We start from the raw sequence: 16,285 nt of genomic DNA on the forward strand, positions 1-16,285 counted from the left end.
GGGAGCATCCTGCCAGGAGCTCCCACGCGCGCCCCGCCGAGCGTCAGCGATCCGTCAGTAGCCACGCCCCTGGTACGGGCGGCCGTACGGGTCCTCGTACGAGGCGGCCGGAACCGGAGCCGGAACCGGAACCTGCATCGGGCGCGGTGCGGCCGGACGCATCGCCTCGTATCCGGTGCCCGTGGCCACCGGCCGCGGCTGCTGCGGCTGTGCCTGCTGCATGTAACCCGCGCGGGCCACGGCGGGCTGCTGCTGCGGGATGTACGGAGCGGGCGCGTTCTGCAGCGGCATCGGCGCGGGCGCAGCCTGCTGCTGGTACGGGTACCCGTACGCAGGGGCTTGCTGCTGCTGGGGCATGGCCGGGGGCAGCGCGGGCATGGACGAGGCGAGGGCCGGGAGGTACCCACCGCTCGAATAGCCGGCGCTCGGGGAGTCGTACGCGGCCGGAACGCGGATCGGGGCGATCTGCGGGGTGCCGCGTTCGGCGACGAGGGAGTCGTAGATGGGGGTGTCCGGGAAGGAGGGCGCGGAGTAGTAACCGCCGCCATAAGTGGAGCGGGGGGAGGTCATGGGACCTAAGTTAAGCCCACGACTTCACCGGGTCCATAGCGAGGTGTGACGAACACCGCCCTGACCTGCATATTCGCAGGTCAGAGCCACACCCTTCACTTCTCGTTCATGTGCACGTTTCGCCACTTCCGCCCCGGGTTGTTCCTACTCGTACTCTCCGGTTGGGTGTTGCACCGACTTGCTGCTGACGCAGCGTCACAACTCGGTGACCTGGTATGACATCGGCACGGGCGGCGGTTCGCCGTTTCAGGCATCACTCGGACGGGCATAGGTGCGGCCCTTCCACGCCGCGCCGCGCCCCCGGTAGTGCTGGACGGCCGAGTCGACGGTCATCAACAGGTACAGCAGGGCCGTGAGCGGAAGCAGCGGAGCCAGCACGGCCGGCTGGCGGTAGTAGCGCAGCATCGGCAGATAGGTTCCGGCCATCAGCAGCCAGGCGAGGGCGCCGGCCCACGCGGCGGCGACGTGCCCGGTGGCCAGACCTGCGAGGAGGGCGACCGGGGGGACGAGGTAGACGAGCACGAGCCCGGCGACCGTCCCGGCCAGCAGCAGCGGCCGGTGGCGCAGCTGCGCGTACGCACTGCGCGAGATCATCCGCCACAGGTCCGCGAGCGCCGGGTACGGGCGCACGCTGTCCACCCGCTCCGCGAGCCCCAGCCAGATCCTGCCGCCCGAACGCCGCACGGCACGGGCGAGGGAGACGTCGTCGATGACGGCGTGCCGGATCGACTCCGGCACGCCCGCCCGCACGGCGGCCTCGGTACGCAGCAGGACGCAGCCGCCGGCCGCGGCGGCGGTCCGGCCCGTCGGACGGTTGATCCGGCGGAAGGGATAGAGCTGGGCGAAGAAGTACACGAAGGCCGGTACGACGAGCCGCTCCCAGAGGCTGACGACACGGAGCCGGGCCATCAGCGAGACGAGGTCGAGCCCGGCGGTCGTGGCGGCCGCGACCAGTTCGCGCAGGCTGTCGGGCTCGTGCGCGATGTCGGCGTCGGTGAGGAGCAGGTAGTCGGGCTCGGTGGCGTGAGCGGTCCGGGCGAGCGCGATGCCGTGCCGCAGCGCCCACAGCTTCCCGGTCCAGCCGGGTTCCGGATCGCCGGGGGAGACGACGGTGAGGGGCAGCCCGGGCTGCTCCCGGGCCAGCCGCAGGGCGAGGGCGCCGGTGCCGTCGGTACTGCCGTCGTCGACCAGGATGACCTCGGCTTCGCCGGGATAGTCCTGGGCGAGGAGCGAGGGCAGGCTGCAGCGCAGCACCCCGGCCTCGTCCCGGGCCGGGACGACGATGGCGACGGAGGGCCAGCGGGCGGGGGCGCTGCGCGGAGGGAGCCGGACGTCGGTCCGCCAGAACATGCCCTGGGCGAACGTGAGCCAGATCCAGACGGCGAGGGATGCGCAGGCGGCGCAGAGAAGGCCCATGCGGGCAGTCTGCCGAACCCCGCGGGACGTGTCCCGCATTCGGCCGGTGCGGGGGTGGCGGGACCCGTCGGCGGGGGCGGAGGGGCGGGGCGGGGTGGGGGCGGGGCGGGGTCGGTCTGTCGGCTCGGCGTCGGAAGCGTCGGCCGGGACGCCGGGGGTGGATGCCTGTGCTCGGTGACGGAATGGACGACTGGGGGCGGGGGGCGGGCTCCCGTGCTCGGCGACGGAATGGACGACTGGGGGCGGGGGGAGGGCTCCCGTGCTCGGCGACGGAATGGACGACCGGGGGCAGGGGGAGGGCTCCCGTGCTCGGCGACGGAATGGACGACCGGGGTCAGCGTCGGGGTCCGTGCACTCGGGGTTGGGTGAGTGGATCGGGGGGCCAGGGGGCGGGGTCTGTCGACTCGGTGTCGGAGTGTGTCCGGGGGCGTCCCGCCAGTCCACTGTCCTTCCGTGTCGTGCCGGTCCCTCAAGGGCGCTCCCTGCGGTCGCGTCGCTTCGCGATGGCCTTCGGCCACCCTTGACCGACCGGCCCGCCCCGGAATGCCAAAGACTGTCGGGAAGCCCCCGAAGGATGGCCAGGGGGTTCGGATTCCGATTGGCCCCGATCAGAGATGCGGACCGGCAGCCCCTGTCCCTCCGCACCCAGTTCACCAGGGCCACAGAGCCCAGCCGGTAAGGGTGCGCGGGGAGGGGAAGGGCTCCCTGAAGGGCCCAGAGGAAGCCCTTTCCGGACCCGGGCAGGGTCAACCTGCACCAGACAGCGATGAGATGACGATCCAGTGCCAGCTGGCCCGTGGACGCATCGAATCGCTACGCGCTCCGCCTGGTTTGGCGTCCGCAGCCCGCCCTCGGCTGGACATAAGCCGCCCACGACCGGTCGAAGCCTTGCCGGGCCTGCGACAGCGGGCCGTTTGCCCCTTTTGTTCGCCGTTTGAGCGCCGAAAGGTGTCCTGTCGGAGTGGGAGGTTGAGAAATCCGGCATCAGGCTCCGTCTCGCCACCTTTCCGCTCCCAGAAGGCTCGCAGGCGCCCGAAAAGGCCGCTTTGGTGGCGTGTGGGCGGCCTATGTCCAGCTCCAGACGGCCGTGGGACGCTGAGAGATGAGGAGCGCGTAGCGATCTGACGCGATACGGGTCCACCCCTCACCGCATGGTCATCTCATCGCTGTTTGGTGCAGGTTGACCCTGCCTGGGTCCGGAAAGGGCTTCCTCTGGGCCTTGGAGGGGGCTGTGGCCTCCCCCTGGCCCCGTCGCTGGCCTGGCTCGGTGGTCCTGGTGGGCGGACTCCGGATGGACAGGGGCTGCCGGTCGGGATCTCTGATGGGCCCTCATCGGAACATGAACCTCCCGGCCATCCTTCGGGGGCTTCCCGACAGTCTTTGGCATTCCGGGGCGGGCCGGTCGGTCAAGGGTGGCCGAAGGCCATCGCGTAGCGACGCGACGAAGGAGCGCCCTTGAGGGACCGGCGCGACACGGAAGGACAGTGGACTGGCGGGACGCCCCCGGACACATACCGACGCCGAGTCGACAGACCCCGCCCCTGGCCCCTGTCCGGCCCTCCCGACACCGAGTCGACAGACCCCGACCCCCGGCCCCGGTCGTCCATTCCGTCGCCGAGCACGGGAGCCTGCCCCCTGGCCCCGGTCGTCCTCTCCGTCACCGAGCGCAGGAACCTGCCCCCGGCGTCCCGACCGTCACCTCCGGCGCCGACTCGACAGGCCACCCCTGCCACCCCCCGCCGCGCCGGCCATGCCGACTCCGCGGGCCCCGCCCGCGGGCGTCCCCGACGAGGGTGTCGACTCCGTGTGCGTGGAACTCGGCCGCCCAGGTCCCGCCGCGCCCGGCGCCCCCGGTTGCCCGGTCCTTGTGGCTCCCGCCTCGCCGCGCCCGGCCCTCCCGGTCGCTTGGTCCTTGCCGGCCCCGCCTCGCCGCGCCCGGCACCCCCGGTTGCTTGGTCCTTGTGGCTCCCGCCTTGCCGCGCCCGGCTCTTCCGGCCGCTTGGCTCGCCGCGCCCGGCACCCCCGGTTGCCCGGTCCTCGTGGCTCCCACCCCGCCGCGCCCGTCATCCCCGGTCGCCTGGCCCTTGCGGCCGCGCCCCGGTTCGCCTGCTGCTCCTGGCCGGCTGGTCCCCGCCCGCCCCGGTCCCGCTGCGGCAGTCGGCCCCGCCCGGCTGCCCCGCCCCGCCCCCGCCCCGGATCGGGGATTTTCGGGGGGCTTCGATTAAGGTGACCAGGTGAAGATCGCCCTCATGGACTCCGGAATCGGCCTCCTCGCGGCGGCTGCCGCGATGCGGCGGCTGCGGCCCGACGTCGATCTGGTCCTCTCCTGCGACCCCGACGGCATGCCCTGGGGGCCGCGTACCCCCGCCGATCTGACCGGGCGCGCCCTCGGTGTCGCCCAGGCGGCCGCCGGGCACCGGCCGGACGCGCTGATCGTGGCCTGCAACACCGCCACCGTGCATGCCCTGCCCACCCTGCGGGCCGAGCTCGAGCCGGGGATCCCGGTGATCGGGACCGTGCCGGCGATCAAGCCCGCCGCAGCCGCGGGCGGGCGCGTGGCCATCTGGGCCACCCCCGCCACCACCGGCAGTCCGTACCAGCGCGGGCTGATCCGCGACTTCGCCGCCGGGGTCCGGGTCACCGAGGTGCCCTGCCCGGGGCTCGCCGACGCCGTCGACGTGGGGGACGAAGCCGCCGTCGCCGCGACCGTGGCCGCAGCCGCCGCGCTGACCCCGGCCGACGTCACCGACGTCGTCCTCGGCTGCACGCACTACGAGCTCGTCGAGGCGTCCATCCGGGCCGCCCTGGCCGAGCGGACCGGCGGCGCCGACCTGCGCTTCCACGGCTCCGCCGAGCCCGTCGCCGTACAGACGCTGCGCCGTCTCGGCGTCCTCCCCGAGCCGGGCCTGCCCCGTACCGGAACCCTGACCGTCCTGCTCAGCGGGCAGGAGGGGGCCCTCCCCGCGGCCGCGCTCGGGTACGCCGAAGGGCGGCTGCTCGCGGAAGAGGGCGCGGCCGTCGGGCGGTGACCGGGCGTTGACCCCGCAGGACCTCGAGCTCGTCGCGGCCGCCACGGATCTGGCCCGGACCCGCTGCCACGGCGAGGACCACACCGTGGCAGCGGTGGCCCGCGCCCGGGACGGCCGGACCGTCGGGGGCGTGAACGTGTACCACTTCACCGGAGGCCCCTGCGCCGAGCTCGTGGTCCTCGGCGCGGCCGTCGCGCAGGGCGTCCACGAGCTCGACGCGATCGTCGCCGTCGGGGACCGCGGCCGCGGGGTGCTCCCGCCGTGCGGCCGCTGCCGCCAGGTGCTCCTCGACCTCCACCCGCGGCTTCGGGTGATCCTCGGCTCCGGCGGCGCGCTGCGGGCCGTGCCCGTGGCGGATCTGCTCCCCGAGCGCTACGTCCGCCCCGCGAGCGACTGAGCGAGCGCGCGCAGCCCGTCCGCGTCCAGCACCCGGTCCCCGAACCCGGGCAGCGGTACGTGCAGCGGAGCGGTCCACTGCGGAGGGATCGCCGCCTGCCCGTAGCGGGCCCCGGCCAGGGTGCCGGTGACCGCGGCCACCGTGTCGGTGCCCCCGCCCAGGTCCACGGCGGCCCGTACGGCCTCGGCGAACCCCGTGGTCGTCCGCAGCGCCCACACGGCCGAGCCCAGGCAGGGCCAGACCGCTCCGTTGAACTCGGTGGCGAGCCCCGGATGCCAGTCGGGGCCGAGGACGAGCCGGTACCGCTCGCGGTGGTCGGGGTGCACCGCGGCGAGCGCCGCGGGGAGGGCGGCCAGCGGATCGCCCCCGTCGAGAGCCACCCGTACGAGCTCGTGCAGCAGGGCCGTGCCCTCCCAGGCGGCCCGGTCGCCGTGCGTCAGCGCGGCGATCCGGCGGGCGGCGTCCATCGTGCCCTCCCGCCCGGCGGCGGCGAAGTATACGGCCGAGGTGGAGGCCCGCATCAGGGAACCGTTGCCCGCCGCCCGCGCGTTGACCTGGAAGTGCAGTGCGGCGGCCAGGTCCCAGGCCTCGCCGTTGGTCAGCACGTCCTCCGTCTGGAGCCCGATGTCCTTGGGTGCGCCGGCCGCCCAGCGCTGGAACCGGCCGAAGACGTCGGGGAGTTCGAGGCCGCCGTGCTCCAGCAGGGACTCGCCGACCAGGACGGCCATCTGCGTGTCGTCGGTCGCCTCGCCCGGGTCCCAGCCGCCGCCCCCGCGCATCTCCTCGCCCCGCGCGGTCAGCTCGCCGGCGGGTCCGAACTCGTAGGGCGCGCCGAGCGCGTCGCCGGCGGCCGAGCCCAGGACGGCGCCCACGGCGCGGTCGAGTCGAGTGATCACGGTTCCTCCTCGGACGGTTCGGGGCATGCGCAGGCCAGTACACCGCGTGCGAAGCCTTCCAGGTCGTCGAGGCCGGCGGCGGCGAGGGTGCCCGGGGCCCCGGCCAGCAGGTGCGGGATCGCGCCGTGCAGCGCGAGGGTGAGCGTGCGGGCCCGGTCCGCTCCCGCCGGCAGCCCGGCCGCGTGCAGCAGGTGTGCGTGCGCCGCGAAGTCCGCCGCGCCGATGGGGTCCAGCAGTGCGGCCAGCCAGGGCCGCCGCGTCGCCTCGGTCTGGAGCTCGAGGTAGGCCAGTACGCGCGGCCTGCCGGGCCCGGCCACGTCGCGCAGCAGCCCGGCCAGCAGGGCTGCGAGCCCGGCCCGGTCGGTGGGGGCCGGCCCGGCTTCGGCCAGGGCGGCGGCCACCGCCCGGTACTGCTCCAGGCAGCGTTCGGCCACGGCCCGCAGCAGTGCGTCGCGGGTCGGGAAGTAGTTCTTGGCGGTGCCCAGCGGTACGGCGGCGGCCGTGTCGACGGCCCGGTGCGTCAGTCCGCGCCCGCCCGCTTCCGCCAGCACCGCGACGGCCGCGTCGCGCAGCCGGTCCCTCCGGTCCTGATTCACGTTGCCACCCTAACCACATCCGTGGTACCACAGGTGTAGTACCACAAGTGTGGTAGTCGCGCGGCGTGCTCCCTCGCCCGTCGTGCGGCGCGCCATGTCGCACGTCATGCGGACCGGGGAGGTACGCCATGCGCAACGATGCGGGCAGCGGGGGCGAGAGTGGGAGCGCGGGCGACGGCGCAGGTACGGCCGTCGTGGTCGGGGCGGGGGTCGGCGGGCTCGCCACCGCCATCGGGCTGCGCCGCGCGGGCTGGGCGGTCTCCGTCCTGGAGCGGCGGTCCCGGCTCGAACGGTACGGAACGGCCTTCGGGCTCCATCCCACCGCGCAGGCGGCGCTCGACCGGCTCGGCCTCGGCGAGGCCCTGCGGGCGCGCGCGGTCCCGTACCGCAGCGCCCGGATCCGCCGCCCCGACGGCAAGGTACTGGCCGCGCTGCCGCTCGAACGGATCGAGCGCAAGGCCGGCCGCCCCGAACTCCTCATCTCGCGCCCGTACTTGATCGATGCCCTGCTCGCCGAGCTCGACCGGCTCGGCGGCACGCGGATCGCGTACGGCCGGCGGCTGACCGATCCGGACGGGCTCGAAGCCGACCTCGTCGTCGGCGCCGACGGCATCAACAGCGCGGTGCGCACCGCCGGTTTCGGCCCGGCCAGTGGCCCGCGCCCCGTCGGTTCCGTCGCCTGGATCGGCATCGCCGGATACGAGACCGGTGTGTACGGGGAGACCTGGGGCGCGGGCCGCTTCTTCGGGATGACCCCCGTCGAACCCGGGCGCACCAACTGGTACGCCACCGTCCCCGATTCCGCCGAGGCGGCGGCCGCCGCCCCCGGGGCGGCCGCCGAACGGCTGCGCGCCGCGTTCGCCGGCTGGCACGATCCGATCCCGCAGGTCCTCGCCGACACCGATCCGGCGACGTGGATCCGCTACGAGCTGCGCCACCTCCATCCGGCGCTGCCCACGTTCGTCGACGGCGGCCGCACCGCACTGGTCGGCGACGCGGCCCACGCCATGACCCCCAACCTCGGCCAGGGCGCCTGCACCGCCCTCCTCGATGCCGAGGCCCTCGCCCGCGCGGTCGCCGCCCACGGGCGGGCCGCCCTGCCCGCCGCCCTGCGTGCGTACGACGCCGAGCGGCGCCGCAGCGCCCAGCGCGTCGCCTTCGGCTCGCGCAGCCTGCACCGCTTCATGGCGGCCCGGCGCCCCGCCCTGCGCGACGCGCTCCTCGGTCTGCTGCCCGGCTGAGGCCCCGGGGTCTCGGGCCCCCGCGTCTCCCGGGCCCCGGGGGCCTTGGGGTCACGCGCCCGCGAGGCGCTCCTCCAGCTCCTCGCGGGACACGTCCTCCAGGTGGGTGAGGAACACCCACAGATGTCCGAACGGGTCCCGGAGGATGGCGGTGCGGTCGCCGTGGAACTGGTCCGCCGGCGGCTGGACCAGCTCCGCGCCTTCGGCCACCGCCGTCCGTGCGAGCGCGTCCACGTCCGGTACGAACACGTGCAGCGCGACCGAGGTGCCGCCCAGCTCCGAGGGCGCCGTGAAGGGGCCCTCGGAGGTGTCGCCGAGCATGAGCACGGCCCCGCCGATCCGTATCTCGGCGTGCAGCACCCCGCCCCCGGGGTGGTCGAGCCGGAAGTCCTCGACGGCGCCGAAGGCCCGCCCGTAGAAGGAGAGTGCGGCGGCCGCGTCGGCCACCATGACGTGGGCCACGACCGCGGTGCGGTAGCGCTCCGGAACGGCCCGTACGGCGTGCTGTGCTGTCTCGTGAGTGGTCATGCGGACGACCGTAAGAGCTCAAGTTTGCTTGAGGTCAAGGCCGGGCAGACGCGATCCGACGCGACCGAACGGGATCGCGCGTCGTCCGACGCGCCCGCGCCGTGCGGGCGAGAGGCGGTGGCGTACATGCGGAACGTGAGTACGCTGCTACACATGACGGGTCACCCCCCGGGTCCGCTGTGGACGGGCCGGGCCTCCAACCGTGTGCAGTGGCTGCTCGCCGCCGCCGGCGCAGCCTGTCTCGCACTCGGCGTCGAGCTCGCCGTCGACTCGTCCTGGACCGCCGGCATCGTCCCGCTGCTGATGTCCGTCATCGGCTGCCTCGCCGTCGGGCTCCTGATCCTCTACGGCACCCTCGCCTTCGTGCACGTCGCCGTCACCGTCGACGCCGAGGCGCTGGAGGTCCGCTGCGGCCACATCGGGGTGCCGCGCCGGAAGATCAAGCTCGCGGAGGTGGCCTCCGCCGAATTCCTCCCCCGGATCACCCCGCAGCAGTGGGGCGGCTGGGGCTACCGGTGGCGCCCCGAGAAGGGCACCGCGGTCATCGTCCGGCGCGGCGAGGGGGTGGAGCTGCGGCTCGGCGACGGGAAGGTGTTCACCGTCACCGTCGACGACGCCGAGAACGCGGTCCGGGTCATCCGCGCCCACCTGCGGGCCCTCGCCCGCTGAGTCGCTCTCCCGCCCCCGGCGCGTGGGGACGTACACTCCGCCAAATGAGCAGCAGCATCACCCGAGACCCCGGCTCCACCGCCGAAGCGGAAGCCCGAGCGGAAGCCGGAACGGCCGGAACCGAAGCCGCCGCATCCCCCTGGAAGGGGTGGGCGGCCTCCTGGCCGGTGCGCGCCGCCCTCGCCGCCGGCTCCGGTGCGCTGCTCTACCTGAGCTTCCCGCCCCGCCCGTTGTGGTGGCTGGCCCCCGTCGCCCTCGCCGTGCTGGGCGGCTGCCTGCACGGCCGCCGCGCCCGCGCCGGCTTCGGCCTCGGCCTCCTGCACGGCCTGGGCTTCCTGCTGCCGCTGCTCGTCTGGACCAGCGAGGGCGTCGGCCCGGTCCCGTGGCTCGCCCTCGTCACGCTCGAAGCCCTCCTGATCGGCCTCACCGGCCTCGGGATCGCCCTCGTCAGCCGGCTCCCCGCCTGGCCCCTGTGGGGCGCGGCCGTCTGGATCGCGGGCGAGGCTCTGCGCGCCCGGGCCCCGTTCGGCGGGTTCCCCTGGGGCAAGCTCGCCTTCGGCCAGGCCGACGGCTTCTTCCTGCCGCTCGCCGCACTCGGCGGCACCCCGCTGCTCTCCTTCGCCGTCGTGCTCTGCGGATTCGGGCTGTACGAGGCCCTGCGCATCGCACGCAGCCACCCCCGCCGGGCCACGGCCGCCCTCGCGGCCCTCACCGTCGCCGCCCCGATCGGCGCGGCCCTCGCCGCCCGCCCGCTGGTGTCCGACGCCGCCGAGGACGGCACCGCAGTGGCCGCCGTCGTCCAGGGCAACGTCCCGCGCGCCGGGTTCGACTTCAACGCCCAGCGCCGCCAGGTCCTCGACAACCACGCCAACCGGACGATGCAGCTCGCCGACGACGTCAAGGCCGGCCGGGTCCCGAAGCCCGATTTCGTGGTCTGGCCGGAGAACTCCTCCGACATCGACCCGTACACCCAGCCCGATGCGTACGGCGTCATCGACAAGGCGGTCAAGGCCATCGGCGTGCCGGTCGCGATCGGCTCCGTACTGGCCCCGGAGACCGGCCCGCTGCGCAACACGATGATCCTCTGGGACCCGGTCAAGGGCCCCGTCGACACGTACGACAAGCGCAAGATCCAGCCCTTCGGCGAGCGCATCCCGATGCGGTCCTTCGTCCGGCTCTTCAGCTCGGACGTGGACCGGGTGCGCCGCGACTTCGGCCCCGGCAAGGATCCGGGCGTCTTCGACATGGCGGGCAGCGGGGTCGGCATGGTCACCTGCTACGAGGCCGCCTTCGACGACGCCGTGCGCTCCACCGTCCAGGACGGCGCGCAGGTGATCGCCGTACCGAGCAACAACGCCACGTTCGGCCGGTCGCAGATGACCTACCAGCAGCTCGCGATGGACCGGGTCCGCGCGGTCGAGCACAGCCGGACCGTGCTCGTGCCCGTCACCAGCGGTGTCAGCGCCGTCATCCGCCCCGACGGGCAGATCGTCCGGCAGACCGAGATGTTCACCGCGGACGCGCTGGTCGCCGAGATCCCGCTGCGCTCCACGCAGACCCCGGCCACCCGCTTCGGCCCGCTGCCCGAGTACGTGCTGCTCCTGGCCGCCGCCGGCGGTCTCGGCTGGACCCTCGTGCGCCGGATCAGGGCCCGCCGGGCAGCCTGACGCGGGTCGCCGGGTGCGGCCTCTCGTAGGGTCGGGGGATGACCACACCTGAGTTCATCCGCGCGATCCGCGCCTCCGCCGGGAACCAGCTGCTCCTGCTGCCCGGGGTCACGGCCATCGTCTTCGACGACCGGGGGCGCGTGCTGCTCGGCCGGCGCTCCGACACCGGCCGGTGGGCGGTGGTCGGCGGGATCGCGGAGCCGGGGGAGCAGCCCGCGGAGACGGCGGTGCGCGAGGTGTACGAGGAGACGGCGGTGCACTGCGTCCCGGAGCGGGTGGTGCTGGTCCAGATGCTCGAGCCGATCACCTACCCGAACGGCGACGTCTGCCAGTTCCAGGACATCACCTTCCGCTGCCGGGCCACCGGCGGCGAGGCCCGGGCCAACGACAACGAGTCGCTGGAGGTGGCCTGGTTCGCACCGGACGCCCTGCCCCCGCTGGAACACTTCGCGGTGGACCGCATCCGCCGCGCCCAGCGCGACGAGCCGACCTGGTTCGCACCCCCGGCGGGGATCCGGGAGGAACAGCGCCCTGTCTGACGGCGCCCTGTCCGACGGCCCGGCGGGTGCTCAGCGGGCGGAGACGGCGGCTTCGCGGTAGAGCTCCAGGGCCTGGTCGTCCATCACCGCGCTGTACGAGACCTCCGGGACCGTGCCGCCGCCCTCGTAGCCGCCGAGGACACCGGCCAGGGCGCCGTTCGCCAGCCAGGGGCTGCCGCTCGTGCCGCCGCTGAGGTCGGGGCAGTCGATCCGGCGCTGGGTCTGCGAGAACAGGCTCGTGGTGTTGGCGCAGCGCAGCGGGGCCTCGTCGGTGGCGGGGTAGCCGAGGATCGTCACCGTCACGTCGTCCGGCTGCTCGGCGGCCACCGGGAAGCCGCCCACCGCGTCCTCGATGCGCCCGGTGCCGCCGTCCGCCGCGGCGACCGTCGCGAAGGCGATGTCCTCGTCCGGGTCCCGCCCGTCCGTCCAGTCCGGGGCGATGTGCACGCCGGTCAGCTTCCACACCCCGTAGGGGGCCCTGCCGTCGCGGTAGCCCGGTGCGAACAGCGTGGTGTCCGGGTCGTCCAGGCAGTGCGCGGCGGTGGCGATCACATTGCGGTCGTCGCTGTGGACCACCGCGGCGGTGCAGAAGTGCCCGCCGTCGAGGGTGCCCGCGAAGAGGGCGCCCACCCGGTCCGCCGCCCGGTCGGACCCGGCCTCGGCCGTCACCCCGAGCGGCGCCACCGCCGCCGCGTCGGGCAGGTCCACGCTCACCAGGGCGGCCATCGCGGCCAGCGCCAGCAGGATCCGGGACGCCCGCCGGGTGCGGGCGCGGTGGGCCGGTCGGGGAAGCATGCGCTGGATCATGCCCTGAGCCTCCCCGCAGAAGCTATGCCCGGAGCCCGGTATTCCATATGAATGCGCTGTGAATCCGGGCTCCGCAGGCGGGGGCGGGCCGCACGGGCGAGACTGGCAGAGGCGCCAGGGGGGTCCAGGAGGTGTCACGCCATGACCGCACAGCGCCGCACGCCCGTGGTGTTCATCCACGGCCTCTGGCTGCATTCCTCGAGCTGGGAGGGCTGGGCCGACACCTTCAGCGAAGCGGGGTACGAGCCCGTCATGCCGGAGTGGCCAGGGGTCCCGGGCACCGTCACCGAGGCCCGCCGCCGGCCCGACGACCAGGCAGGGGTGGGCCTGGTCGAGATCTCCGAGGCGCACGCCAAGGTGATCCGCGCCCTGCCGGTCCGCCCCGTCCTCGTGGGGCACTCGGTGGGCGGGTTCATCGCCCAGTACCTGCTGGGCCAAGGCCTCGCCGAGGCCGCCGTGGCCATCTGCCCCGGGCAGATCAAGGGCGTCAAGGCCATCGCCCCGGCCCAGGCCAAGTCGACGTTCGCCGTGCTGCGCGACCCCGGCAACACCCGGCGGGCCGTCTCGCTGAACCGTGAGCAGTTCCGCTACGGCTTCGCCAACGCCGTCTCCGAGCAGGAGGCCGAGGAGCTCTTCGAGGAGTGGACGATCCCGAGCTCGGCCCGCCCGCTGTTCCAGCTGGCCCTCGGCAACTTCACCCCGCACTCACCGACCAAGGTCGACACGGAGAACGAGAGCCGCGGCCCGCTGCTCCTGCTGTCCGGCAGGCTCGACCACACCGTCCCGGACCTGCTGACCCGCTCCACGTACAAGCAGTACCGGCACTCCCACGCGACCACCGAGTACCAGTGCTTCGAGGACCGCGGCCACTCCCTGACCGTCGACCACGGCTGGCCGGACCTGGCCCGGGCCTCGCTCTCGTGGCTGGATTCCCACACCGCGGCGGCCCACCCCCGCGCCGCCTGACGACCGGCATCGGCGTCCGCCGGCCCCGTCACCGGCCGCCGTACGACCTCAGCGGCGCTCGTACACCGTCACGCGGCGGCCCCGGACCTGGCGGTCCTCCACCACGGTGAAGCGCTCCTTCAGCACCGCCGCCTTCGCCGCGTCCCGCGCGGCCCCCGACGGCTTCGCCACCTTCGCCGCGTCCGTCACCAGCAGCACCCGCCGCTGCCCGAGCAGCGCCGCCCGGATCCGCGCCGGGTCCGCCTCCTCCCCCTTGAGCGTGGCCGAGGCCACCGGACTCCGCTCCAGGGCGACGTCCACCAGCCCCGTGAAGGCGTCCGGGGAGACCAGCGCCGTGTCCCGCCGGGCAGCCGGCACGAACAGCACCGCGTCCCCGGGCCGCCCCAGCCGGGCCACCTCGCCGGCCACCGCGAGCACGTCGTCGACCCGGCTGGCCGGAGCCCGCTTGCCCAGCTCCACCGGCAGCAGCGCCAGCACCGCGATCCCGACCACGCCCGGCACGAGCAGCCCCGCCGCCCCGGGGAACCGGGGCCGGGCGGCCCGTACGGCAGCGCCCAGCGCCGCACCGATCAGCAGGGCCAGACCCACCATGCTGAACAGCACGTACCGGTCCAGGAACAGCGGCTGGACGAAGGAGATCCCGATCAGCCCCAGCTGCGGCACCGCCAGCAGCGGCAGCCCCACCGCGGCCGCCGACAGCCGGCCCGCGCGCGGCCGGTCCAGCCAGGCCCCGAGACCGCCGACGGCCAGCAGGATCGCCGGGCCGATCATCATGTGCCAGGTCAGCGGCGGTATCCACGACACCTGGTCGGACTGGCTGCGGCTGAACAGCACCAGCGGCAGCGCCCCCGCCACGGCGCACGCCCCGTACGCCGCCCACCGCAGCCACACACCGCGCCCGGCCCGCACCCACCACAGCGTCGCCGCATGCGCGGGCAGGATCAGCAGCGACAGCCAGTTCAGCAGCGCGCACACCAGCACCGCGATCCCGTACGCGGCCCAGCGCGGCCAGGCCCGACGCCCGGGCCCGGGCGGCGCGGACAGCAGAGACACCAGCAGCAGGGTCGACAGGCCCGCACCGGCCGCGACCAGCGCGTACGGCCGGCCCTCCTGGAGGTAGAACTGCACGGCCGGCAGCAGCCCCAGCGCCAGCCCGCCGCCCAGTCCCGCCCAGAAGCCCGCCAGCCGCCGCCCGATCAGGGCCACGCACGCCGCGGCGGCCGCCACCGCCAGCACCGACGGCAGCCGCAGCGTGGCCGTACTCGCCCCGAAGAGCTCGAAGAGCCCGTGCATCAGGAGGTAGTACAGGCCGTGCACGGCGTCGACGTTGCCGAGCATGTCCAGGATCTCGCCCGCCGACCGACCGGCCACCTGCCAGGTCGCCGCCTCGTCCCGCCACACGCTGTCCTGCCGGGAGAGCCCCCACAGGCCGAGCGCCAGGGTCCACAGGGAGGGGACGAGCCAGATGAGGGGCCCGCGACGGGCCGCGGGTATGTGGCAAAGCATGAAGGCGCTGGGATCCTCGGTCTGGCGTTCGGGTGGAAGACGCCAGTCTATGGACGACACGGACGGTTTCCGGACCGGCTGTTGTGCACCGCGGAACGTGATCGCCGGGCCCGCCCGCCCCTAGCCTCACCGCAGGAGCACGAACGAGGGGCGGTACCCGGTGAACTGGCTCATCCACGACTACCGCGAGAGCGATCTCGCCGCGGTGGTCCACCTGATCGACACCACGGCCGAACTCGGCCAGGAATCCGTCTTCTCGCTCGCCGAGTGCATCAGCGCCCTCACCGATCGGCAGCCGTGCGTGGTCGCCGTCCACCAGGGCGTCCCGATCGGCGCGGCCCTCGCCTGCGTCACCGGCGAGCGGGCCTGGGTGATGCGGATCGCGATCGCCGCGGGCTGGCGCGGCCGCGGCCTGGCCAGCGCCCTGCTCGTCGAACTGGAGCGGCGGCTGATCGCCGCCCGGGTCGGGCGGATCGCGTACGTCCTGCCCGAGGAGGACCTGCTCGGCGAGGGCCTGCTCAACGCCGGGTACACGCGCCAGCCCGCCGTCGCCTACTTCGAGAAGACCGAGCCGCTGCACGGACCGGCGGCCGGTCTCCTCGACGACCTCGGCGGCCGCTTCCTGCCCAACGACCTGTGGACCAAGGTCGCCGGCATGGAGCAGGAGAAGGACCTCATAGAGCGGCGAGTGGTGCTGCCGCTCGCCGAGCCCGAGCGGGCCGCCGCGCACGGCGTGCGGCCGCCGCGCGCCATCACCCTCTTCGGCCCGCCCGGCACCGGCAAGACCACCTTCGCCCGCGCCATCGCCTCCCGGCTCGGCTGGCCCTTCGTGGAACTGCTGCCCTCCCGCCTCGCCGACGAGGGCAATCTGGCCGCCGCGCTGCGCGACGCGTTCGCCCGGATCGCCGAGCTGGAGCGGGTCCTCGTCTTCATCGACGAGGTCGAGGAGATCGCGCCCGTGCGCACCGAGCCCGCGCAGCCCGGCGGGATCCACGGGGTCACGAACGAGCTGCTCAAGCTGATCCCCGGATTCCGGGAGGGCGACGAGCGGCTGCTGGTGTGCGCCACCAACTCCATCCGCTCCCTGGACCCGGCGTTCCTGCGGCCCGGGCGCTTCGACTACCTGATCCCGATCGGCACCCCGGACGCCGGGGCGCGCTCCGCGATCTGGTCCCGCTACACGGCGGGCCGCACGGACGTGGACGTGGCGGCCCTGGTGGCGGCCAGCGAGCTTTTCACCCCGGCCGACATCGAGCACGCGGCGCGGATCGCGGCGCAGGTGTCCTTCGAGCGGGACCTGGAGGCGGTGGGCGCACGCGGCGCGGCTGCGGCCCAGCTCGGCGCCTCCACCCAGGACTACCTGGCGGCGGTCGCGCAGTGCAGGCCGACGGTGACCCCCGCGATGACGGGCGAGTTCGAGGCGGACATCACCGCCCACGCCAGGTTCTGAGCCGAGGG

The 16,285-nt window shown here is 74.5% G+C and carries 15 protein-coding genes; 8 read left to right on the forward strand and 7 right to left on the reverse strand.

Going from position 1 to position 16,285, the window contains the following annotated elements:
* Positions 1-54 precede the first annotated feature (54 nt).
* Positions 55-570: a DUF6643 family protein gene (locus ACFYXK_RS13680; protein WP_266631810.1), complete on the reverse strand. Its 516-nt coding sequence runs from the start codon at positions 568-570 to the stop codon at positions 55-57.
* A 246-nt stretch (positions 571-816) separates the two neighbouring features.
* Positions 817-1,986, reverse strand: coding sequence for a glycosyltransferase (locus tag ACFYXK_RS13685; protein WP_389411302.1), 1,170 nt, complete (start codon positions 1,984-1,986; stop codon positions 817-819).
* A 2,234-nt stretch (positions 1,987-4,220) separates the two neighbouring features.
* Here ACFYXK_RS13685 and ACFYXK_RS13690 point away from each other — a divergent pair.
* Together ACFYXK_RS13690 and ACFYXK_RS13695 are read left to right on the forward strand one after the other, a co-directional pair.
* Positions 4,221-5,015, forward strand: a complete 795-nt coding sequence (locus ACFYXK_RS13690) for a glutamate racemase (RefSeq protein WP_389411303.1) — start codon at positions 4,221-4,223, stop codon at positions 5,013-5,015.
* 7 nt (positions 5,016-5,022) lie between these two features.
* Entirely contained in the window at positions 5,023-5,412 is a 390-nt protein-coding gene (locus ACFYXK_RS13695; protein WP_389411304.1) for a cytidine deaminase family protein, read from the forward strand.
* Here the strand turns inward: ACFYXK_RS13695 and ACFYXK_RS13700 are convergent.
* On the reverse strand, positions 5,388-6,335 hold the full coding sequence (locus ACFYXK_RS13700) for an ADP-ribosylglycohydrolase family protein (protein WP_389411305.1): 948 nt from the start codon (positions 6,333-6,335) through the stop codon (positions 5,388-5,390). The two genes, ACFYXK_RS13695 and ACFYXK_RS13700, sit on opposite strands and share 25 nt — an antisense overlap.
* Positions 6,305-6,904: a TetR/AcrR family transcriptional regulator gene (locus ACFYXK_RS13705; protein WP_389411306.1), complete on the reverse strand. Its 600-nt coding sequence runs from the start codon at positions 6,902-6,904 to the stop codon at positions 6,305-6,307. The genes ACFYXK_RS13700 and ACFYXK_RS13705 overlap by 31 nt, the downstream gene beginning before the upstream one ends.
* A gap of 128 nt (positions 6,905-7,032) precedes the next feature.
* Between ACFYXK_RS13705 and ACFYXK_RS13710 the strand changes: the two genes are divergently transcribed.
* The gene (locus ACFYXK_RS13710) at positions 7,033-8,145 is read left to right on the forward strand and encodes an FAD-dependent oxidoreductase (protein ID WP_389411307.1); all 1,113 of its coding nucleotides are present in this window, start codon (positions 7,033-7,035) and stop codon (positions 8,143-8,145) included.
* A 51-nt stretch (positions 8,146-8,196) separates the two neighbouring features.
* Here ACFYXK_RS13710 and ACFYXK_RS13715 read toward each other — a convergent pair whose 3' ends face one another.
* Positions 8,197-8,673 carry a VOC family protein gene (locus tag ACFYXK_RS13715; protein ID WP_389411308.1) on the reverse strand — a complete coding sequence of 159 codons (477 nt, stop codon included), beginning with the start codon at positions 8,671-8,673 and terminating at the stop codon, positions 8,197-8,199.
* A gap of 153 nt (positions 8,674-8,826) precedes the next feature.
* On the opposite strand from ACFYXK_RS13715, the gene ACFYXK_RS13720 reads away from it, so the two are divergent.
* The 3 genes from ACFYXK_RS13720 to ACFYXK_RS13730 are packed head-to-tail and all read left to right on the forward strand — an operon-like array spanning position 8,827 to position 11,548.
* Positions 8,827-9,342 (forward strand): hypothetical protein, encoded by a 516-nt coding sequence (locus tag ACFYXK_RS13720; protein ID WP_389411309.1) that lies wholly within the window; start codon positions 8,827-8,829, stop codon positions 9,340-9,342.
* Between the two features lie 44 nt (positions 9,343-9,386).
* Positions 9,387-11,009 (forward strand): apolipoprotein N-acyltransferase, encoded by a 1,623-nt coding sequence (gene lnt / locus ACFYXK_RS13725; RefSeq protein ID WP_389411310.1) that lies wholly within the window; start codon positions 9,387-9,389, stop codon positions 11,007-11,009.
* A gap of 38 nt (positions 11,010-11,047) precedes the next feature.
* Complete coding sequence (locus tag ACFYXK_RS13730; RefSeq protein ID WP_389411311.1) at positions 11,048-11,548, forward strand: NUDIX domain-containing protein; 501 nt, start codon at positions 11,048-11,050, stop codon at positions 11,546-11,548.
* A gap of 30 nt (positions 11,549-11,578) precedes the next feature.
* Here ACFYXK_RS13730 and ACFYXK_RS13735 read toward each other — a convergent pair whose 3' ends face one another.
* Positions 11,579-12,343 carry a trypsin-like serine peptidase gene (locus ACFYXK_RS13735; RefSeq protein WP_389411312.1) on the reverse strand — a complete coding sequence of 255 codons (765 nt, stop codon included), beginning with the start codon at positions 12,341-12,343 and terminating at the stop codon, positions 11,579-11,581.
* A gap of 153 nt (positions 12,344-12,496) precedes the next feature.
* Between ACFYXK_RS13735 and ACFYXK_RS13740 the strand changes: the two genes are divergently transcribed.
* A complete protein-coding gene (locus tag ACFYXK_RS13740; protein WP_389411313.1) occupies positions 12,497-13,321 on the forward strand; it encodes an alpha/beta hydrolase in 825 nt (274 codons plus the stop codon).
* 48 nt (positions 13,322-13,369) lie between these two features.
* Here ACFYXK_RS13740 and ACFYXK_RS13745 read toward each other — a convergent pair whose 3' ends face one another.
* Positions 13,370-14,827 carry a hypothetical protein gene (locus ACFYXK_RS13745; RefSeq protein WP_389411314.1) on the reverse strand — a complete coding sequence of 486 codons (1,458 nt, stop codon included), beginning with the start codon at positions 14,825-14,827 and terminating at the stop codon, positions 13,370-13,372.
* 160 nt (positions 14,828-14,987) lie between these two features.
* Between ACFYXK_RS13745 and ACFYXK_RS13750 the strand changes: the two genes are divergently transcribed.
* Positions 14,988-16,277, forward strand: a complete 1,290-nt coding sequence (locus ACFYXK_RS13750; RefSeq protein WP_383511066.1) for an ATP-binding protein — start codon at positions 14,988-14,990, stop codon at positions 16,275-16,277.
* Positions 16,278-16,285: the final 8 nt, after the last annotated feature.

The sequence above is a fragment of the Streptomyces sp. NPDC002209 genome, assembly GCF_042890265.1.
Classification (GTDB): domain Bacteria; phylum Actinomycetota; class Actinomycetes; order Streptomycetales; family Streptomycetaceae; genus Streptomyces.